The sequence below is a fragment of the Microbulbifer maximicatervae (SeqCode) genome, assembly GCF_052467615.1.
The window spans coordinates 3,825,735-3,846,793 of sequence record NZ_CP174319.1 but is presented as its reverse complement, the minus strand read 5'-3'; the positions used below and the strand labels follow the sequence as shown (position 1 = coordinate 3,846,793).

The 21,059-nt window shown below is 47.7% G+C and carries 17 protein-coding genes; 8 read left to right on the top strand and 9 right to left on the bottom strand.

All coding sequences use genetic code 11. The annotated features are described in order from the left end of the window. Window positions 1-16: 16 nt before the first annotated feature. A complete protein-coding gene (locus ACJJIM_RS16995) occupies window positions 17-1,798 on the bottom strand; it encodes a trans-sulfuration enzyme family protein (protein ID WP_444907244.1) in 1,782 nt (593 codons plus the stop codon). 1,227 nt (window positions 1,799-3,025) lie between these two features. Between ACJJIM_RS16995 and ACJJIM_RS16990 the strand changes: the two genes are divergently transcribed. Beyond that, a complete protein-coding gene (locus ACJJIM_RS16990; protein ID WP_444911539.1) occupies window positions 3,026-3,565 on the top strand; it encodes a hypothetical protein in 540 nt (179 codons plus the stop codon). On the opposite strand, the gene ACJJIM_RS16985 is transcribed toward ACJJIM_RS16990, so the two are convergent. The 3 genes from ACJJIM_RS16985 to ACJJIM_RS16975 all read right to left on the bottom strand — a co-directional run bounded on the left by ACJJIM_RS16985 (window position 3,562) and on the right by ACJJIM_RS16975 (window position 9,914). Continuing rightward, window positions 3,562-6,123, bottom strand: a complete 2,562-nt coding sequence (locus ACJJIM_RS16985) for a protein kinase domain-containing protein (RefSeq protein WP_444911538.1) — start codon at window positions 6,121-6,123, stop codon at window positions 3,562-3,564. The genes ACJJIM_RS16990 and ACJJIM_RS16985 overlap by 4 nt on opposite strands. Window positions 6,124-6,249: 126 nt before the next feature. Then, entirely contained in the window at window positions 6,250-8,832 is a 2,583-nt protein-coding gene (locus ACJJIM_RS16980) for a protein kinase domain-containing protein (protein WP_444911537.1), read from the bottom strand. Between the two features lie 107 nt (window positions 8,833-8,939). Continuing rightward, window positions 8,940-9,914, bottom strand: coding sequence for an FHA domain-containing protein (locus tag ACJJIM_RS16975; protein WP_444911536.1), 975 nt, complete (start codon window positions 9,912-9,914; stop codon window positions 8,940-8,942). A 715-nt stretch (window positions 9,915-10,629) separates the two neighbouring features. Here ACJJIM_RS16975 and ACJJIM_RS16970 point away from each other — a divergent pair. Next, a complete protein-coding gene (locus tag ACJJIM_RS16970; protein WP_444911535.1) occupies window positions 10,630-12,024 on the top strand; it encodes a cytosine permease in 1,395 nt (464 codons plus the stop codon). 49 nt (window positions 12,025-12,073) lie between these two features. Here the strand turns inward: ACJJIM_RS16970 and ACJJIM_RS16965 are convergent, their stop codons facing one another. The 3 genes from ACJJIM_RS16965 to ACJJIM_RS16955 form a co-directional block, all read right to left on the bottom strand. Next, the gene (locus ACJJIM_RS16965; protein WP_108734532.1) at window positions 12,074-12,637 is read right to left on the bottom strand and encodes a YceI family protein; all 564 of its coding nucleotides are present in this window, start codon (window positions 12,635-12,637) and stop codon (window positions 12,074-12,076) included. Between the two features lie 12 nt (window positions 12,638-12,649). Beyond that, on the bottom strand, window positions 12,650-13,255 hold the full coding sequence (locus ACJJIM_RS16960; RefSeq protein WP_413663349.1) for a cytochrome b: 606 nt from the start codon (window positions 13,253-13,255) through the stop codon (window positions 12,650-12,652). 134 nt (window positions 13,256-13,389) lie between these two features. Continuing rightward, on the bottom strand, window positions 13,390-14,058 hold the full coding sequence (locus tag ACJJIM_RS16955; RefSeq protein WP_413663348.1) for a hypothetical protein: 669 nt from the start codon (window positions 14,056-14,058) through the stop codon (window positions 13,390-13,392). A 570-nt stretch (window positions 14,059-14,628) separates the two neighbouring features. Between ACJJIM_RS16955 and ACJJIM_RS16950 the strand changes: the two genes are divergently transcribed. Next, a complete protein-coding gene (locus ACJJIM_RS16950; RefSeq protein ID WP_413663347.1) occupies window positions 14,629-15,531 on the top strand; it encodes an acyltransferase in 903 nt (300 codons plus the stop codon). A gap of 52 nt (window positions 15,532-15,583) precedes the next feature. On the opposite strand, the gene ACJJIM_RS16945 is transcribed toward ACJJIM_RS16950, so the two are convergent. Beyond that, window positions 15,584-16,021 (bottom strand): host attachment protein, encoded by a 438-nt coding sequence (locus tag ACJJIM_RS16945; RefSeq protein ID WP_413663346.1) that lies wholly within the window; start codon window positions 16,019-16,021, stop codon window positions 15,584-15,586. Window positions 16,022-16,337: 316 nt separating this feature from the next. Here ACJJIM_RS16945 and ACJJIM_RS16940 point away from each other — a divergent pair, with 316 nt between their 5' ends. From ACJJIM_RS16940 to ACJJIM_RS16930, 3 genes are all read left to right on the top strand, one after another. Beyond that, window positions 16,338-16,766 (top strand): Hsp20/alpha crystallin family protein, encoded by a 429-nt coding sequence (locus tag ACJJIM_RS16940; RefSeq protein WP_282931225.1) that lies wholly within the window; start codon window positions 16,338-16,340, stop codon window positions 16,764-16,766. A gap of 74 nt (window positions 16,767-16,840) precedes the next feature. Continuing rightward, window positions 16,841-17,257 carry a CBS domain-containing protein gene (locus ACJJIM_RS16935; protein ID WP_108734525.1) on the top strand — a complete coding sequence of 139 codons (417 nt, stop codon included), beginning with the start codon at window positions 16,841-16,843 and terminating at the stop codon, window positions 17,255-17,257. A 272-nt stretch (window positions 17,258-17,529) separates the two neighbouring features. Beyond that, entirely contained in the window at window positions 17,530-18,105 is a 576-nt protein-coding gene (locus ACJJIM_RS16930) for a PhnA domain-containing protein (protein WP_444911534.1), read from the top strand. A 145-nt stretch (window positions 18,106-18,250) separates the two neighbouring features. On the opposite strand, the gene ACJJIM_RS16925 is transcribed toward ACJJIM_RS16930, so the two are convergent. Beyond that, window positions 18,251-18,493: a DUF6868 family protein gene (locus tag ACJJIM_RS16925; protein ID WP_444911533.1), complete on the bottom strand. Its 243-nt coding sequence runs from the start codon at window positions 18,491-18,493 to the stop codon at window positions 18,251-18,253. Between the two features lie 233 nt (window positions 18,494-18,726). Between ACJJIM_RS16925 and ACJJIM_RS16920 the strand changes: the two genes are divergently transcribed. After that, entirely contained in the window at window positions 18,727-19,740 is a 1,014-nt protein-coding gene (locus ACJJIM_RS16920) for an AraC family transcriptional regulator (protein ID WP_413663343.1), read from the top strand. A 174-nt stretch (window positions 19,741-19,914) separates the two neighbouring features. Next, window positions 19,915-21,048, top strand: a complete 1,134-nt coding sequence (locus ACJJIM_RS16915) for an S-(hydroxymethyl)glutathione dehydrogenase/class III alcohol dehydrogenase (protein WP_413663342.1) — start codon at window positions 19,915-19,917, stop codon at window positions 21,046-21,048. Window positions 21,049-21,059: the final 11 nt, after the last annotated feature.

Genomic DNA, 21,059 nt, shown 5'->3' with positions numbered 1-21,059 from the left:
GATTTGTTTTGGATGGTTAGAGATAGTCCACAATTTTTGGCTGTGTCTCTATCACTTTCTGGTGCGACTCGAGATAAAAGCGACTGAAGAGTTTGTCGGCTTCTTCCGGGGCGATAAAGCCCTCGCTAAAACCAGGGCTAACAGGATCGAGATGCAGGCGCGCGCAGTTGATCACATGGGCGGCCATCTGCGCCATATTTTCATCCCCAACAGAAATTCGGATAGTGGTTGGGAATATACCCGCCGCTTCCATCGCTTCAGGTGATAACTCTGAGTGAGATGTCAGGGCAGGGCACAGCACCATAGTATTTGTCTGGCCCAAGCTCACCATCTGCCCGAAAGCGGGCTCCAGCGCGTCAAAGAAACTTTTAAAGGCTTCGGTGGGAATTTGCGCAGCTTCCATGTCAATGCTGAATAATGGTGTGGGGAACTGGTAGCGCATCAGCGATTCTCGCAGCCCGGAATTGGGGTGGGTTTCCACTGCATGGCTGTTGACACGGATCTTGCTGTGACTGGCGAAGAAATGGCTGAGGCTCAAAGTATTAATGCACTTGGTGAGCATGCGCATTTCCAGGGTGCGCATACCGCAATGCACTTCCCAGGCCTTATCTGCATCCAGGAAAGCCCCTTTGATGTAATAAACATCCCAGAACATGCACTGATCCCAATTAAGGCCTTTTGCGCTGTCGCCTTTAGGGATAAACATGCGGTGGTTTTCGCCGATAACCACACCGGCAGTGGCGGCACCGGTGCCACCGATATCCTTGGTGTAGGAGTGAACAACAAAATCCGGTCTCTCTTCCCTATCTTTGCGGCGTAGTGGCTGATATAGGAAAGGGGTTGCCAAGGTGGCATCCAGGCTTACCAGGATATTTTCCCGGTGAGCGGTTTTACAAATAGCCGGTACATCCAGCATGATCCCGTGGGGATTGCATGGCGATTCAATATAGACATGTATTTTTGCTCCGGCACTGATTGCGTCTGCGTATGCTTGCTGGGTATCAGCCAGTAGCTTTTCGAACTCTTCACCGGTAGTGCCATCAAACCAGGCCAGATTGATAGACAGTTTATCTTTGCGGGCGTAGAAATCCTGTAATAGCTGGTGAGTGCCGCCATAGATATTCCTGGAAACAATTAAGATATCCCCGTGGCGCAATTGATTTGATAGGAGTGCATCAATTGCAGCCATACCGGAATTAAAGTTCCAGGCCATATATTCACTGGCTTCAGGTCCGCATTCCAAATCGACAATAGCATTGGCCAGGGAAATGGAAGTGGGGTTGAGTAAACGTGAATAAATATCGTGGCTCGGTTCACGCCCACGGAAAGCATCGTCCACCCACTCGGTGCAGGCATAAATGTAAGTTGCCGTGCGGGCAATTACCGGGGTTGCAGAAAAAATAGCGGGAATATTATCGAACAGGGGGTAACCGCCCCGTGTGGTGATATTAAAGTCGTCCCCCTGCAGGCTTTGAAAGCTGGCTCGCAACGGATTTTGTAAGGTGTCCAATAATTTTGCCAGCTGGAAACTCATAAAGCGCTTGGCATTGAAATAGGCAATCTTGTCAGACTTGTCCAAGCGTTGGAGTGTGTCCGTTACCTGGCTCCACAGCTGGCTTAGATTACCCTGTGCCTGGTAGAGCAGGGTTGCGGTCTGTTCTAACAGTTTTCCATGTTCTGATTCACTATCAATACAAAAGTGCTGCAATTGCTCTTTTGCCAGTTCATCAATATTTTTTGCCTCGGTGCTGTTGCGGCGGGGAGAGAGAATTTTTACATCTTCTAGGTTCGCTTCCATTGTGTCCTCACTACGTGATGCTTTTTGTTATATGGCGACTCTAACAGTCCTGTGCGGCGTATAAAACACTTGGCGAGTAATTAGTGTGTAATTTGCTGTGTTTGGGCGTGATCGATCTGTAATTTGGAAATCTGTACAGTAGCTTCCAGTTGAGGGGGTCGGTGGCTGTGGTAATGGTTGCTTCGCCATGGAAAGGCAGCCCCCACAATTTTTCGAAAGGATTTAATTTCCTCGGTCCCTCAGGTGACGTGAGGAAATAAAGGGATTCAGCGCAAGCTGAACGGTCAAGCTGGAATCGACGGGTGTAGAGTCTTAGTCGATTCTCTTGGATGAGCTTGTCCGGGCATGGATGCCAAATTTTGCTCTTGATAGTGTTGTTGTAACCGTCGATGGTTGGGACCATCATTTCGGGCCGGCAGTTTTATTACTGCCGGCTTTTTTTTAATTTGGACTCCATTTTGAGAGCTATTACCTATAAAGTATTTTCCATTCTTTAAGCCTATCGAGTAATACCCAATAATCTTTTGTGACGCAATTCAAGTTAGATTAAATTGGCGAATGGGATCATCGATTGATTTCAACAAGCTCCAAGAATAGTTTTATATTTATTTAAGAAACATGGCCTTATTTTGGTCTCGGCGCCACCATTGTGGAAAAGGAATAATCCTTCCGCTCTAACTTCTGCTTAAATTAAGCGCTTAGCAACTATCTTTTTGGCGTATGATGACTTTGTGCGCTCTATGTCCCCTTTTAAATATTTAGTGTGTGCTTCCCTGTAATGAGGCGTGATCGACCTGTAGTCCTTAAGTCTGTACATTCAGGCCCAGTTGAGGGAGTAATGTGATTGTGGGAACAGTTACCTCGCCATGGAAGGGCAGCTCCCACAATAAAATTTCGGATGGATTTAATTCCCCTATCGCCCTCTGCGCGTTAGGGAGTAAAGGGATTCAGCGCAAGCTGAGCGGTCAAGCTGGAATCGGCAGGTGCAGAGCCTTGGTCGATTCAACTGGATATGCTTGTTCGGGCACGGATGCCGAATTTTGCTCTTGATAATGTTGTTGTAACCGTCGATGGTTGGGACCATCATTTCGGGTCGGCAGTTTTATTACCGCCGGCTTTTTTTAGGGGATGAGCCGGTTGTGATGATACAGTCGCGGACGTATTTTATATCAATTAAAATGTCCGTTGATGACACCAAATAACAATTTTTTTGGAGGGGGATGAATAATGGGCGAGTGTGATAAAAAGCTCCCGTTGGACCTTGAGGTGCCTAAAGAGGGGATGACTTTAGATCTGGTTTTGCGGCCCCAGGAGCAGAAAAATAATGAGCCGGTATACTGGCCATTACATATTGAGGGGACTCCTGGAGAAGAGTTTGGCAATATGCATTTCAAAATTCACCGTAAGGCCGAACTGATCTTGCGAGTGAAGCTGGACTTGTCAGATGTGCCAGGACGTGAGCTTGAGTTTGTACGATACCGCCAGGGTCATAAGCTGGATGGTCTCATTGCATTGACCCCGGATTTCCGTCACCAGTTCCGCGCTCGCGCACGTGAAGTGGATGGGGATTACACCCAGCTTATTATCCGCATCAAGGATAGAGCTGACATCCAGGATCGCTTTAATTTCCTGTGGATGTGTGTCGACCCTGAAACCGGTATGCACTTTGTATCGGGTGACCCTCAGGCTGTTGTTGATCCGTTTCCCATTAATGAAGGTAGTGGCGGTAGTGGCGGTAGTGATTCAGGCTCAGAGGGCAGCACTTAATTACTAGCTTTGCATACTATCTGAAGCACCTTTTTTGAGGTCTGGGGCTGAGCGCATAACTTCTGGAAAGCCGGTAGGGCAAACCACTCTGTGCTCATCCCCTTATTTAGTAATTGTTCAAGGTAATAATTAGCTGACTGCCATTCGCCAGCCATAGCATAGACTTGAGTAGCGGTATGCCTGATATATGTATCTTCAGGAGACTCTCGTAGCAACTCCATTACAAGAGCGACTGATGCCGCTGTTTGCTCAAGATTGGCTAGGGCTATTGCACGGTATTGTTTCGTCCGTAAGTCGGATTTTTCACTAGTGACATTTAGAAGTTTGCCGAAGTATTCATTAGCTTTAGTTCGGTTTCCCAGCATTAGGTAGGTTTCTGCGATTTGATTGAGTACTACTAAGTTCTCTGGGGACCTCTTAAGTAGCTCAAAGTAAATCGCCTGTGCATCCTTGTATTTTCCACGTAAAAGTAAAATTGTTCCCAAGTTGCTTTTCATTCCCCAGCTGTGGAATTCTTTGGGGATAGTGGTGAGCGTTTTTTCTGCTTCAGCCAAGTTACCTTGTTCGAGCTGTATTGCACCCAATACAGCATAACTAGACCAATAATCAGGCTCCTTTTGTATTAGCTTGTTAAGGATTTTTTTAGCCGGTTCGTAGTCTCCGACGGCAAATTGGTTTAGAGCTAGTATATAATTGGTGCGAGTGGATGGGTTTAGATCAATAGCTTGAAGGGCATATTTTACCCCTTGTTCATAATTGCCTTGAATATAATTAAATCGAGCAAACTCTGCTAATAAATGGGCAGAGGGGTGGCCTTTTGATTGGAGTTTATTAAGAGTTGATTCAAAGCCTTTTTTATCTGCTCCAATAGATTTAATTTGAAGCTTGGCTTCTAATAGGGTTACTTCGTCAGCGCCTGAATCATCTCCATTTATCAGTACAGCAAGCGCTGATGTAAGTACCTTATTATCATTTGTATGAGAAAAAACCCTTACTGCTGCATCAGAATATGCAGTGTAAAGGTTTGTGTTTCTTGGGTATTTACTGATCAGCCTTTCTAATTCTTCCATTGACTCTTCAAGTGATTTTACAGTTGTGTTTCTAATTCTTGATGCAACTGTCAAATAACTGGAATAATCTTCTGGGGTCATTCGAATTTCTGAGGTTGATTCCTCTCTATAAGCTTGGGCAAACAGTTCTACAGCTATATTACTAATGGAGAATTGAGCTTCCTGCCTCTGGTTGCTAAGAAATACCAAATTCTCCCGTTGTTTTACTTCGCTGCTTGCTGGATTAATGCGCTGAAGTTCGATATTGCAGCGACTCTCCAAACACTCGAGGTGTGCAAAAAGGGCATCTGTGATGCCTTTGTTGCGTAATTCGTTTAATTGTTCATCGGTGCTTGAGCCTGAGTTTGGGTTAAAGCTCACAAGTGTGCTTGATTTTAATTGAGTTGGAGTGCTCATTAAGGCCTGTCGAACCATTGTGGATACCAATACTTCAGACTCTTTACCGCCATTTAAGCTTCCATTGATCTTTACTGGCAAAACCGCAATATACTGCGGCGGAAGCTGCATAAAAGTATGCCACACCCAAAAACCTATTCCGCTAATGGCGGCTAAGCCCGCTACTGCCCAGCCAATCCGGCGGCGTTGCTTTTTGGGTTTAATCAGTAACTGCGTAACCGTTTCCGAGTACTGCTGAGTATCCTCATTGATACCGTGCTTGTGCACCAGCTCTAGGGCCTCAAAAACCTGTTGGGCGCTATCGGGGCGCTGTTCTGGCCGTTTGGCCAACAAGCGATCGAGAAGGGCGATTAGAGGTCTGGGGATCTCCGGCCAAGTCTTTTGCGGCGGTGTATGGGGCTTGGTGGTTATTTGTTGGGCGAAGGCGAGTGCGCCCATCTCTCCGCGCTCAAAGGGTTTTTCGTTGCAAAGCAACTCGTAGGCGATGCTTCCAAGGCTAAAGAGATCACTACGAGCGTCCAGCTTTGCCCCTTGTAATTGCTCTGGAGACATGGCCTGAACACTACCGGCAATATGGTCTTCACGGGTAAGCTGTTGATCACAATCCAGGGCTTTGGCAATACCAAAATCAGTAATTTTAGCAATACCATCATCGGTAACAAGGATGTTCTCTGGCTTTAGGTCGCGATGGATGATTCCCAGGCAGTGAGCCTTCCCTAGGCCCTGGCAAATTTGCATCAGCAGGTCTAACTTTTCCGCCAGGGTTGGGGAGGTCTCTCGCATCCACTCCTTAAGGGTTACCCCCTCAACCAACTCCATTACCAGGGCAATATTGTGCTTCTCTTCAAGAACATCGTACAGACGGACAATGTTGGGGTGGTTGAGCCTGGCGAGAAGTTGAGCCTCACTGCGAAAACGGGCCTCAGCAGAGTTTCCGGTCATATCTGACCGCAATTGCTTGATAGCTACTTTGCGCCCGAGCTTGACGTCCTCGGCAAGGTAAACAACGCCCATTCCCCCGGCACCGAGGGTACGCTCAACCCTGTAACGGCCCTGATATTCCTCAGTTTTTTCTAGCGCAACTACGTCCATTGTAATCTGTTCTTCTCGGATGGATGGGGGATTTTACCTGATAGTACAATTTCGTGAAGGCATCTGTCCCCTCCTAAAGGGAAATGGTTCACGTTATTCCATTCTGTTCGACTTGCTTTTGACTGTTTAGCTGTCAATCCTGTCAGAACATAGTATTGGATAACTGATGCGCAAATCATCAAAACTTGCCAGAGTGCAAATAGATTGAAAGCCAACAGTTGTGAACCACACTGGAGCCATACCTAACTCTAAAGTCTTTTTTATGTAGGCTTTAGCGGACAGTATATCGCCGCTGGCCATGTAAACCTGGGCGCGGCTGTAATTGACAAATAGGCCGTCTGGAGCGGTGTTATCCATCTTTAATAGTGTCTCAATAGCTTCCTCACCCTGGCCCAGTTCAGAATAGGCCCTTGCCCGCAGTAACAATCCAAGCCAGTCCTCCTGCTCTTGTGCCAAGGTCAGAGCTCGCAGGGCAAAGCCTTGTGATTGCAGCTGTCTATTTTCCAGGCGGGCAATCTCTGCCAGCAGCAGATATACATGGGGATCGTTAGGGGCTCGTTCAGCAACATGGCTCAGGCAGTTTTTTGTATCCTGCAGCTGCTGTTCGATGTAATAGGACAAGCATAGGTTGAAGGTATCCCGGTCCCCTAAATGCTCTAAGCCCACCTCACTAAGGAGCCGGATAGACTCTTTGGGGCGGCCTGAATCCAATTCATTGGCTGCAAGTAGGGAGATAGCATCAATATATTGATTGTTGAGACGGATCGCATGTAAAAGGTAGGGCCTCGCTTTTTCCATTTGCCCCATCAGGGTCAAGGTCAAAGCCTTTTGGCGAAGATAAAGAGGGCTGGTACGAATGTTAAGCGCTTGGTTAATGACTTCCAGCGCACGGTTGTAATTCCCCCTTCGCTGGTGGGCTTTCGCGCGTAGGAAGTAATAGAGAGCCTGATCAGGCAATCGCAGCTTTAGTTTTGCAAGTAAGGCCTCTGTGAGCTCTGTATCTGCCAGGAAGATGGCAATACGTACCTTAGTGACCAACACCGTTGGGTGGTTGGAAATCTTTGTTGGTATGTTTTTGAGAAGCCCTGTGAGTCGGCCGCGTATTTTGGTATCCCGCGAGTGATATAGGTGGGTGGCTAATAGATCCGCTAACAGTTCATAGTAGGAGGGGAAGTAGGGGTTCCTTTTTAGCAGAGCCTCAACTTTGGTAATTGCCCTGGCAACATTAGCTTCATTATTGCGCTGTTCGAAGATCTCGAGGTATTGCTGGTAATCTTCAGGGCTAAGGTTGAACTGAGCTCCTTGACTTCCTGTAGGGTAGTTGGGGAGTAGGTAGTGCAGCTGTTGCAAGACGCGTGCGCGGCTCTCCAGTGGTGCATCCAGGTTCAGCATGGCGCTACGGTTGGCAGTTTCAGCGAACCCCTCAGTTTCTATGAGGGCAAATGAAGCTTCACAGGCGGTGGCTTCACAGTTTAGGGCAAATTGGAGCAGCAGCTGTGCGTTGAGCGCTTTCGCTTGCTCGCGTAAAGGCTTGCCTTTTAGTTGCTGGGACTCCGAATAGGGTACCAGTAGTAGTGCTGGTTGATCGGAAAGCCCCTGCTTGATGGAGCTGAGAAGGTTATTGGCTAGTAGCCTTTCCTCTCGGCTGCGCAGGTTAGATAAATCTGGCTCAATAATCGCAATGTACTTTGCTGAGGGTTCTTTACTTCCCCATAGAGACAGTTCAGGAAAAACAGCGGCGGTTAAGCCGAGTAACATCGCACCGGATACCAGGAGTATGCCGGCTAGAAGTTTGCGTCCTTTGTTTTTACGTCGATGTTGTACATGAAAGTCTTCAGTGGTGATCGTGATGTCATGGTCATCGGCGGTTTCCTGGTCCGATATTAATTGACTCAATATCATATCCAAGTCGGTGGCTACAACGGCAGCACTGACAGGGCGTTTGTCCGGGCTTTTGGCCAGCAGCTTATCCAGTAATTTGCAAAGCGCCGTAGGAAGTCCGGGGTTTATGGTCCCTGCGGGTGGGTGCGGGTTGTTGATGATCCGATCGATAATAACGTATGGGCTTCCATGCTTGCCGAAGGGAGGCTGATCACAAAGTAAGTGGTAGGCGAGCATTCCCAGGGCAAATAAGTCACAGCGGTTATCCAGCTTCTCACCGAGGGCCTGCTCCGGGGACATTGCATACCAGCTTCCGGCTATATGCTGCTCGCGAGTGATTTCTTTCGTCTCCTGCCAGCTCCGGGCAATACCAAAATCAGCGATTTTTGCGATGTTATTGCTGTCAATAAGGATGTTGTCAGCTTTTAAGTCGCGGTGAACAATTCCGGCAGCATGGGCACGCGCAAGACCGGCAGTGATTTGCTTGAGTAGCTGGATTTTCTGGCGGAGGCTGGGGTTAAACTCCCGTGCCCAATAGGTGAGTGGGCGGCCATCAACATACTCCATAACCAGGGCTACATCGTTCTGCTCCTCCACAACATCATAAATTTGTACGATATGGTTGTGGTTTAGTTGTGCGAGCAGTAATGCTTCCTGGCGAATTCGTTGTGAGGCAGATTCGTCTTCAGGGTTGTTGAGCAATCGCTTGATAGCGACCTCTCGGTTAAGTCGCTCATCTTTAGCGAGGTACACAACTCCCATTCCCCCGGCTCCAAGCTGCCTGATGATCTTGTACCGGCCGATATAAGAGGGTGGTTGCGCTGACATTGTAATTCTTGCCGAGGGATAAGAGATTCAGCTCCGCCACCCTGGCAAATAATTACTGAATAGGTAATGAAGGGGCCTAGCCTTAAGCCCCCTTTCTGGAGATGAAGCTATACCGCTTCCGGCTCTGTTTTTGCCTCGAGTTGGTTGCCTTTATAAATTTCGAATTGTGGGCAACCAATACGGATTTCCCAGGATCGACGCTCTACCAGGCTCGAAGTATCTACTGCATCAGGTAGTGATTCAGAGATTTGTTTGCGGGCGCGGAAGATTTGGGTGTTCAAGTGGTTAACAGTGATACCCAGCTCGTGAGTGGCTACCTGAATAGAAACCCAGCCCTGGGAGTCAGTATCCATGCCGCTCTGCATATCTTTGTGGCGGGCACGAGCAAGGTACAACAAGAGATAGTTGTGGATTCTTGCTGGTAAGGATTGCTTCATACCCTCCCGCTGCAGTTGTAACTGTACATGCTCTTCGTGGGAGCTCACAGAGAACTTCAGCTCAAAGTCGACAATAGACAGTTGCTGCAGAGACAACTCTTTCGTTGCCCCTTGGTTGTCCGCAAGAAAGAGCTGCCAGCTATGCAGGCCGCAATCGATACGATCGCCATGATTTATCAGGGTCTTATCGCCGTCTTCAGCTGATGGACCTGTGAACTCGTATAGCCACTGCCCTGTTAAGGGGCTGTACTGAAGGCTGGCGAGGGGCTCGTTCTCATCGGGCAGCAGGTGGTATTGTTCCAGCGGTTGTGCCTCGCCAGAGTGAATATCGATCAGCAAATTCTCGGGAGCATCGAGGTTTTCGACGATCCAAGCTGGGTTATTCGCCCGCCCAAAAGCGATCTTATCACCGGTATGGAGTGGGTAGCTTTTAGCGGGTACCAACTGCTGGCCATTTAGCCAGGTGCCATTGCGACTCAGGTCGCGAATATTCCAATGTGTACCGGTCCACTGCACTGCTGCATGGATGCCTGATATTTCAGCACTTGTGATTCTTGTGTCTACTGCACCCTGCCGGCGCCCAATGGTGTGGTGTGCCATTAAGTAAACTGGTTGTTCCCTATCTGGATGCTGTAAGCAAGCCATATTCCTACCCTTCTGCCGTGGCCAACTCAAGTTGTGGCCTGATTGCGACAAAGTTCATTCATACTGGTGGATGCCCGCTGTGCTTGTCCTGCGAATACCTCAGCAGTACGGAGTCTTGGCTTACCATCTGCGGCGATTATTTCCCTTGAGCTGAGATACTACTTGTTGTGATGGGCGCTGCTCTGCGCCGCTGTCTCACTGCTAGTCTCGGAGAGGATTGCCCCAGTTCTGAATGATTTAGTCACTACGATTTTTGGAAATTGTTCTATTTTTGCGCTCCCTTGATAATTGTCTCTAGAGGAAGTGCAATAATTGTCAGTAATTGCTTCCATTTTCGCTGAAAAGTTGTGCCGCCGTCAAAAATCTTAAAGACCTTTTCGTACTTTTACTTGTGACTTGGTTAATGTTCTCCAAATACACGGCTGCACACTAGTTTAATGGATACTTGCCTGTATCTTTGTCGACCGGATCTTCTTTAATCGATGGCTACACAATATATTTCACAGTTGTGCGCCAGTGCTAGCGGCATTACTGCTAATTTGGTAAATGGATACCACTTTTACTGTTATTGAAAATAAGTCTCAATTGTAAAAGAGAATATATATTATTAACCGTTAAATTTGGCACTTTTAACGGCTAGTATGTCATTGTTGAAAAGGTTGATTTGAAGTAGCTGCTTTGGCGCGTTATTAATCAAATGCACTTAGGTGACACTTTGCAGCTAAAGAATGAAAATTTAGCGGTGGTGAAGCCCGAAGCAAAACGCTGGGGCACTCTGACGATATTTAACCTTTGGGCCAACGCTGCACAAAGTCTCGCTGGCTATACCCTGGCGGCAACTCTATTCCTCGGTCCCAATACGAATACTTGGCTGGTTCTCGCTGGGATCGCTATTGCAGCAATTTTAATTATCATTCTGTTGAATTTAATCGGTGAACCGAGTGTTAAATACGGTATACCGTTTCCCGTATTGGCCAGGGCGAGCATGGGGATCCGAGGTGCTAACGTCCCTGCGCTGCTTCGGGGGAGCGTGGCAATATTTTGGTACGGTGCGCAGACTTGGTTTGCTGCCCATGCCATGTCTTTGTTGCTGAGAGAGTGGTGGCCACAAGCTGTCGGAGGGCAGTGGCTGGCAATGGACCGGATCGATTGGGCTTCCCTCGTACTTGTCTCCTTATTTCAGGCTCTTCTATTTTTCAAAGGTATCAATACGATCCGTTGGTTTATCAACCTGGCTGCACCCTGTGTCTATGGAGTGATGCTCGCGCTGTTGTGGATGCTAGTGGTTCGCAGTGACGGACAGTTTGCATTTGCAGTTGCTACTTTCTTTGATCGGTCTATAGCATCCTGGGGCGATGGCTTGGTCCAGCTCATCAAAGTCACAGGTACTATGTTGGCTCTCTATGCGCCGATAATCCTAAGTTACGGAGATTTTGCTCGTTTCTGTAAGAACGAGTCTGTTATGCGAAGGGGAAATTGGCTGGGAATCACTATGAACATGACTGGCTTTGCCATAATTGTTCTGTTCACCACTATCGCCGCCCAGTCAGTTTTCCACCAGAACCTGGCGAATCCCACTGATATCGTGCAGAAGCTTGGGAATCTGGAACTGTCACTGATCGCTGCAGTTGTTTTTTTTACAGCAACGGCCGGTATCAATGTGGTGGCGAACTTTGTGGCTCCAGTTAACGATATTTCAAATCTTCTGCCAAAGTACCTGGGGTTTCGCAGGGCGGCATTGATAACGCTGTTTCTGGCCTTTCTGATTAGTGCTTTGTGGCCCGCTGTTATCAAACAAATCGGTTTAGTGGCGTTCGTAAACTGGGTGGGGGTTTTTCTGGCGCCTGCCTATGGTGTCATATTGTCTCACTACTACTTAGTAGAGAAGCGCCAGATGGATGTAGGGCAGTTGTATTACAGCGAAAGTGATGGGCGTTATTACTATTTCTGTGGCTGGAACCCGCGAGCACTGCTGACTTTATTGGGGACATGTATTGTCATCACAATGCTAGCTTTTTTCTTACCGAGAGGGTTGATGGCAGGCGTCGACTGGCTATTGGCTGCAGCTGCTGCTTGCGTTGTTTATTGGAGTGTTGCGAAGCGCAGTTAGGGGGGAGCCCGGAGGAATTTCCGGGCTCAGGGGGTGTACTTTTTTGTTGTTAGATACGGATACCTTCGATATCCAGGATCATCTCAACTTTCTGCGAGGCTGGGCCTAGGGATTTGATACCGAATTCTTTCAGCTCGAACTCAGTGGTTCCACTGAAGCCCTGGCGGTAGCCGCCCCAAGGGTCTTTACCGCCACCGATATTGGTAACGTCAATTGTGATTGGCTTAGTGATACCGCGGAGGGTCAGTTCGCCATTTAGACGGGCTTTGCCGTCTTCCAAAGGTTCAAAGCTAGTGCTCTTGAAAGTAGCAGTGGGGAATTTTGCGGTATCGAGGAAGTCATCACTGCGCAGGTGCTTGTCTCGCTCAGCGTGATTGCTGTTGAGGCTAGTTACATCGATGTCGACATTGATAGAAGATTTTTCTGGTTGCTTTTCATCGTAAAAGAAGGAGCCGTTGAAGTCATCGAAACGGCCGTACAGCCAGCTGTATCCAAGGTGCTTGATACGAAACTGCACAAAAGCGTGAGCCCCTTTGGTGTCGATTTTGTATTCCGCTGCTTGAGCTACAGTCCCCATCAGAGCTGCAATAAGAAATACAGAGAGCTTCTTCATGTCATTTTTTCCTTATTTGGTGGTTGAGAGTGTTGTTTGTACGTGTGAGTGATCGTCTGTAGAACCCTTTACACGGATGCCAAGGATTCTGCGCAGTGTGCCGTCACGGTCAATAAAGTGATGCTTGAGGGCTGCCAAGACATGTGCTGCTACGAGTCCAATCAGGCCCCAGGCAAGGATTTCGTGGATAGATCCCGCAATGTCTTCCTGATTGGGAATCCCTTGTAAGGTTGCAGGGATACTCACTATGCCGAAGACATCGATAGGACGGCCATCGGCGGTAGAAATCAGATAGCCGGAAACCATGATTGCCAGTAGTAACAGGTAAATCAGTCCATGAGTGGCGGTGGCGGCAAACTTCTGCCAGCTGGGTGTTTGGGGGTTGCTCGCCGGAGATGGGTTGGCAAAGCGCCAAGCCAGCCTGAAGAGTAGAAACACAAGCAGGATGATGCCCACCCCTTTGTGAATTTCAGGGGCTCGTTGATACCAGGGATCGTAGTAGGATAGCTGGCGCATCCACCAACCGAGAATAAAAGTCCCTATGATCGCAGGGGCCATTATCCAGTGGAGGGCGATGGCTACCCAGCCGTAGCTGGAGGAGCTGTTTTTGGCCTGCACTTCTCTCTCCTATTGGTAGTACGTCACACTTAGATTTGCTAAGTGCCACTAGGGTACAGCCTTTGGGCTCTACCACCAATGGGGAGTTCCTGAGTATGGGAAAGGAGTCAAAGGTGTTAGTAGGAAATGCCGTGCTATATCGAGCGCCCCGGAGAGCTTTCGCGCTCGGCCGCCTGAAGGATGCGCTCACAAGATAGCCGATCCAGCGCGGAAGAGCGTTGTGCCAGTTGGTCTGCCAGCCAGCTGGTGGAGTGCTCTTCATCCCCAAGGGCTAGCTGTTCCAGTTGCCAGATAACATTCAGTAGGGTCTCACGCTCAAACCCGGTCTCAACCGCCTGGCTGGTAAACAGATGGGGTTCCAGTTGTTCCAAATCGTTGCGCTTGAGCACTAACTCCGCATAGGTAGGGTACCAGCGGCTGCTAAACGGTTCTGGCCGCTGGTGGTAGTCGAAGGTGATTCGCAGCCGGTTTCCGTCGGCATCTTCCAGAAGCGGGGTGTCATGTTCGTAGGCGGGCAGCGCTGGATTGTTCCGCAAGATATCCACGATGGCGTGCCAGTCACTGGCATTTTCGTAACAGAGCCTGACGGGCTCTACCAGTTCACGGGTCCCCTTGTGATCTTCCAAAGACAGTTTTTGGCCAGGACGGTACCAGTACAGGTTAAGAAGCTGCTCATCGGCCAGGTCTGCAAGATGCGCACTGGTTAGTGGCTCTTCAGACAGTGCACTCAGGTGGTCAACGGCTTGCTGTACGCTGAGCCATTGCTTGCGGTGGAAGTGTTGCTTATTACCTGTAATTCCCATTCTATTCTCCCGGCGCAATTCTACGACCTGGAGCCCCAAGTTTAGCAGGGTGCAACGCTGCTCCAGTTACTATCGTGCCTTTGCGGCGTGGGAAGATAAAAGTTGCTAATCCACGGTTATAGAAAGAGTACAATGGCGTCTTTTCATATCCTGGGCATGCTAAAAAAATGAGGCCGCTCGCCGGGCTGCTGCCACTGGTTTCATCCGTGCAGTTTGCGCTGATGTATCGCTGATAGCTTCAGACTATTCAGTCAAAAAATATGGGGTTGAAATGCGTGTTACTCTCCCAGAGTTGCTGCGGTTTGATATTGCCACTAGCGCGGCTAAATCCTAGGCGCTCGGCGCATGAATTGATTGCAGTGGAGCAGTTTCCCATGAGCCATAAATATACACAGCCATGTTAATTGCGATAGGCAGCCTGTAGCCCGGATTATGTAAATACACTGATGAGAGCAGAGTCCGCTTAGTTTGTGATAAGTGGATTTCAAGATATTAAAAAAGAAACGGGTAACCTGTGAATATGGCGTGACAGCCTGACCTGTAAACCCGGAAAATTAAAAGAGCCTTTAGATGTTTAACTTTCTCCCCTCGTTTTTACTGTTGGTCATATCTTCGGTGTTGCTGGCCGTTAGCACATTGGTTTGTGCAGCCCCCATACTCTTGTTTTCAGTTTTTAGGTTCATTTTCCCTTTTGCCTTTCTGCAAAAACTTTTCATGGGTTTTTTTATTTCTTGGGCAGAAATGTGGATAACCCTAAATAAAGGCTGGATGAAGCTGACCCAAAGAACCCAGGTGGATGTACAGGGGATAGAGCATCTCGATAAACATGGATGGTATCTGGTCACAGCGAACCATCAAAGCTGGGTTGATATCTTTATTATGCAGTCGATTTTTAATCGAAGAATTCCATTCCTGAAATTTTTTGTGAAGCAAGAGTTGATCAAAGTTCCTGTGATTGGAATGTGCTGGTGGGCACTCGACTTTCCATTTATGAAGCGTTACAGCAAAGAGTTTTTGAAAAAACATCCGGAGATGCGCGGTAAGGATCTTGAAGCGACGAAAAAATCTTGCGAAAAATTTAAGCTAATACCCACCAGTATTATGAACTTCCTTGAAGGAACAAGGTTTAGTAAAGAGAAGCATCAAAGACAGCAATCGCCCTTCAAACACCTTCTAAAGCCCAAGTCCGGAGGGATTGCCTTTGCAATGCACTGTATGGGTGAGCAGCTGAACCAGCTACTGAATGTCACCATTGTTTACCCGGATGGTATACCTACCTTTAAAGATTTCCTTTCCGGTAAGTTAAAGAAAGTGATTGTTCGCATTGAGAAAGTCCAGTTGCCGAGCCGGTTTTTTGAGAGAGACTACGCAACCGATCAGGAGTTTCGGGTGGAGTTTAATCAGTGGGTAAATGAGTTATGGACTGAAAAGGATGCCCTGATTGATAAGCTTTTAATGGAAAGCAGGGCTTGAGCGGGGTTCGTAGAGAGGTTCACTCGTGACCCTCTCTACTGGCCGAATGTTACTATAGCCAAATAGGAAGCTGAGCCCGGATCTCCTCGGGTTCACAAGCCACCAGATTTTTTCCTGTTTCTCCCGCTATTGTTGCGCGGGTTGGAGTTTTCAAGGCATCCCTCAAGCTGCCAACCATATAGGGTTCTGCGACAATATACAGTTTTTCGTACTGGCCCTCCTGTCTTCCCCTCTCCAGGGTATGTGCAATTTCTCTGGCAAAATTCTCACCTTCACGGCGATGTAATCCTGCAGAATTACCTACTGAGTGCCTTCCTTGACCATAGCTGTCGAAAGTGCGTCCGGGCGCATCACTCTCTTGGTCTCTGCCAGAGAGCCGTGATTCTGGATGGAGAAGTGCCTGGATTTCATTGAGATTTCCCGCGCGTTTGTTGGCTTCAAAAATTCGCGCTTGGGACTGGTTAGCCACAAGGACCCATGCTAAGGCCATGAACATATCCTCGTTTAACTGCCTTATTTAATCCTAGTAAATAGCCATATTGGCCACGAGCCCTGGTTGCTTATTGATGGATATGGAGGTGGAAATTCTCTTTAAGTGCACTTGGAAAGGAAGTTTTTAATATTTATATGTACAAAAGAAATATACGACAGCTCTCATATTCAATTTGTAATGGCTTTTATCGGCACTTAATCCCTTCGTTTGTCGCAGTATTTCCTAGACTGTACTCAAGATGTAACAGGCGCAAGACGGACTCTAGAGTTTTTCTGGCGTCTTTTGCGGCTTAGCGTAAAAAGAGGTTGTAGATATGAGTCTGATCCCCAGAGGGTCCCTATTGGACCTTGATAATATGTTTGAACAAATGCTCTCACCGACCCGTGCAATCGGCTCTGAACGCGAGGGATTTTTTTCTCCGCGTATTGATGTGAGTGAGCGCAAGAATATGTATGAAATCAGCGCTGAGCTGCCGGGAGTGGGTAAGGACGATATCAGTGTAACCCTAGAAAATGGGGTTTTGACCCTTGAAGCTGAGGTGCACCGCGAGGTTAAGGAGAAGAAGGATGGCCGCGTGCTTCGTCAGGAGCGACGTTACGGCAAGTTCTTGCGCAGCTTCAATCTTGGTGAAGATGTTCGCGAAAGTGAGATTGATGCAAATTTCAAAGATGGGATTCTCACGCTCACGGTACCAAAACATGAGGGGCATCCCCCGCAAAGAAAGCGGATTGAAGTGCACTGATCTATAGGGGTTAAGGGTGATGGGTTTTACCCGTCACTCTCTTTGGCATTTGTCTAAAGAGCTTTGAGGTACCTATGAAAGTTAAACACGCAATGCATGAGGGGGCTACCTGGTGTACCCCGGATACTCCATTACAGGAGTTGGCAAAAATTTTACGAGATGAAGATATTGGTGCTGTGCCGATCGGAGAAAATGACAGGCTTGTAGGAATAGTGACTGATAGAGATATTGTATGTCGCGGTGTGGTTCAGGGGGGTAATCTCAGCTCTCTGTCCGCCCGAGATGTTATGACAGAGGGGATTGAATGGTGCTGGGAAGAGGATGATCTGCTGTCTGCTGTCCACAAAATGGAGCAACAGTTGTTACGACGAATGCCGGTACTCAATAGTGAAAAGCGTATGGTCGGTATTCTCAGTTTAGGGGATATTACCAGTGCCATCGCCAGCAAGCAGGGTGGGCAGTTCGCAGCAGCGGTCTCCTCGCACCACTGAGTGTGGTACTTAACGCATAATGCTCTTTACAGTCGTCAATCTATATTGGCGGCTGTTGGAAGTTTTAGTGCTCTAGAGTGTCTTGTCTGAAGCCTGTGAATCCCTCGGCAACCTAATAGCTCCATCTACTACTGGGCTGTTGATAGTCTTATTTACTTCCTGCCTGAGCTTGATCATGTTCACGGTCGACCCCGATGTCCGTTAAATGTGATTATTTGGGAGGCGTGCAGGAAGAATCAGTCGTATAATCCCTACTTTTTTTGAGGTTACTTATGGCTGTGACTCAGGAGCAGTTGGCACAACGCAGTGGAAATCAGTGCGAGCTCTGTAAAGCAGAAAATGGCTTGGCGGTTTATGACGTACCCCAGTCAGAGGGCTATCCAGATGCGGCAGTACTATTGTGTCAAACCTGTAGGGACCAGCTGGAAAATCCTGCACAGCTGGAAAGTGCGCACTGGCAGTGTCTGTCGGAGTCTATGTGGAGTACCGAGCCGGCAATTCAAGTGTTGGCATGGCGTATTCTAAAGCGCTTATCTGGCGAGACCTGGGCCCAAGACTTGTTTGACATGTTGTATTTGGATGGCGATTTGCTGGCCTGGGCAGAGGCCGGGGCAATACCAGAGGCTGGTGAGTTGGTGATTCATCTGGATAGTAATGGTGCCCAGTTACAAGCTGGAGATAATGTAGTTATTATCAAAGACTTGGATGTAAAAGGAAGCAGTTTGGTTGCAAAACGGGGAACGGCAGTTCGCGGTATCAGCTTAAGCGATAACCCTGAGCATATCGAAGGACGGGTCGAGGGTCAGAGAATTGTAATTCTGACAAAGTTTGTGAAAAAGAGTGGCTGATAAATATTTCAGAAATAACTTCATTTTCTGAAAAGGGTATCTGCCGGCGGACCCGAAATACTCCCCTGTCCGTCTTAATTATGAAAATAAGAAAGGTATAGTTTACCTTTCTTATTTTTTTGCAAAATATTTCCGCTTTTATCAATTAACTGATAATTTTTAGAGCAAAATACGGTGTAATATTGAAGACGATAATAGCAATTTTGTATTGTGCTAGATATTGAAAATATGCACGGCCTAAATCTTGTTCATTAAGCTCAAATATTCGTGCGTGAATCCTGGTGATCGACTTCCTCAGGCAGACAAGTCCAATAGTTGATAGCAGTAGTATCAATATGTTTATAATCGAAGCCCAGCCTAAAAATAGTGTTAGATTTTCAGTTTCCATGTGAAATTTCCTTGCAGTTCTTTCTCGTATAAACCGATAGTTTTATGAGTAGATAGTGGAAAGTGCCACAATAGTCAGGCACTAGCCTTCAAATAAGTTGCGTTTGTGGATAGGGGTAGTCCCAGTTAGTTGAAGAGCTATGTTATATGATATAGCTATTGTCCGATGCTCATTATTCCTAGACACTGTGTGATAGTGCAAATGAGAGGTTGGCAATATGGTAGCTATAAAACATGAAGCCTATCTATGAAATTCGCAGTGGTGCGCTGGCTGGGTTTAATCTATTGGTGCCACAGCTCGGTGGTCAGTCATCAGATTTTTTAGCGCAAGTGGGGCTTCCTGCGGATTGTACACGTCGTCCAAATATCTTGATCCCCATTGCAACGCTGGTGGACCTCCTTAATTTGTGTTCACGGGACTTGTCCTGTAGTGACTTTGGCTTGCGATTGGCGGGGAAGCAAGGGCTACGTATGCTGGGCGTCCTTGGTAAGCTGATACTGGAAAGTGAGAATCTATCCAGTGCTTTGACAGTAACTCATCGGTATATGGTGTTACACAACCAGGCGGACCACTGGAAAATTTACCAAACCGATGACTGCTTGATTGCAGAGAGAGTTAATCACTTCCCCGACGCAATTCCCGCGCAACAGTATACTGAACTTTCAGTAGGCGCTGCCTATCGCCTGATACAGGAGATGGTTGGCTCTAAAGTATCTCCCCGCTCTGTTTCATTTCGGCATAAGCCCCAATCTCCGCTGAGTAGTTACCAAAATTTTTTTGGCATTGAGGCTAGTTTTGAGCAAGATCGAGATCGCTTGGTTTTTGATGGATCATTGATGAACTATCCCCTCGCTAAACCCAGCAGCGGTCTTATGAGATATTTTGAGGAGTTTTCCAAGTGCTTATTGGCAGAGCACAAGGGTGATATCAGCCGACAGGTTCAAGTCTTAATCCTTCAAACTCTCGGGGCCCAGCAGCACTCCCTGGAGCAAATTTCTCGCTTACTCGGTATGCCAATGAGAACGCTTCAGCGCCGTTTAAATGAAGCGGGAACCTCCTTTAAGCAGTTGGTACAGGGGGCGCGAATGAAGACTGCTCGCTGGCATCTACGGGCCTCAAGTATTGATGTGGGATTACTATCAGCAAGTTTGGGCTACACCGATATCAGTGCTTTCTCAAAAGCATTTCGAGCCATTCATGGAAGCTCCCCACTGCAGTGGAGGAAGCGACAAGCTATTAATTGTTAATCAATTAAAGGAATTATTTTGAATAATTGTTCAGCGCTACCAATTATTACTATAAGGGTGAGCTTTTAGATTTTTCCTGATTTTACTTCAGCAGCGGCGCTTGGCTTTGCACCAATAATCTTAGGGGACTATGCTGGGCGCCACTGGAACGAATGATGAAAGGCAGAATTGAAAATGAGTGCAGAGACAATCCGTTGTAAAGCAGCTGTAGCTTGGGGGCCTGGGGAGCGTTTGGTTATTGAGGATGTCGATGTTATGCCTCCCCAACGGGGTGAAGTTCGCGTGAAATTACACGCCACCGGCGTTTGTCACACAGATGCGTTCACTTTGTCAGGAGATGATCCTGAAGGGGTATTCCCGGCAATCCTTGGTCACGAAGGTGCGGGTGTTGTTGAATCCGTTGGTGAGGGGGTGACCAGTGTCTCTGTCGGGGATCATGTAATTCCTTTGTATACCCCCGAATGTGGCGAATGTAAGTTTTGTCTCTCTGGAAAGACCAATTTGTGCCAAAAAATCAGGGGCACCCAGGGCAAAGGATTAATGCCTGACGGTTCGACACGCTTTTCGGTGAATGGGAAACCCATTTTCCATTATATGGGATGCTCTACTTTTTCTGAATACACAGTCCTTCCTGAGATATCTGTGGCCAAAATTAATCCCGAAGCCCCCTCAAATGAGGTTTGTCTGCTGGGTTGTGGTGTTACTACGGGAATGGGAGCCGTTACCAACACCGCCAAGGTTGAGCCGGGCTCCTGTGTGGCAATTTTTGGTTTGGGTGGAATTGGTTTATCCGCAGTGATCGGAGCCAAGATGGCTGGCGCCTCACGAATTATTGGTGTCGATATTAATGAGGACAAATTTGCGCTGGCGAAGAAACTGGGAGCCACTGAGTGTATTAACCCCAAGGCTTACGATAAGCCTATTCAAGAGGTTATCGTAGAGCTTACCGATGGCGGAGTGGATTATTCTTTTGAGTGTGTGGGCAATGTTAACCTGATGAGAGCTGCCTTGGAGTCTTGCCACAAAGGATGGGGGGAGTCCATTATTATTGGAGTGGCAGGTGCGGGACAGGAAATCAGTACCCGCCCATTCCAGTTGGTTACAGGGCGGGTTTGGAAGGGATCAGCATTCGGCGGTGTAAAGGGGCGCTCTGAATTGCCTTCTTTCGTAGAGCGTTACCTGGCTGGAGAATTTAAATTGAATGACTTTATTACTCACTCAATGCCCCTTGAGCAAATAAATGATGCCTTCGATTTAATGCATGAAGGTAAAAGTATTCGCAGTGTTATTCATTTCCAGCAGGCTTGATAGGACCACTT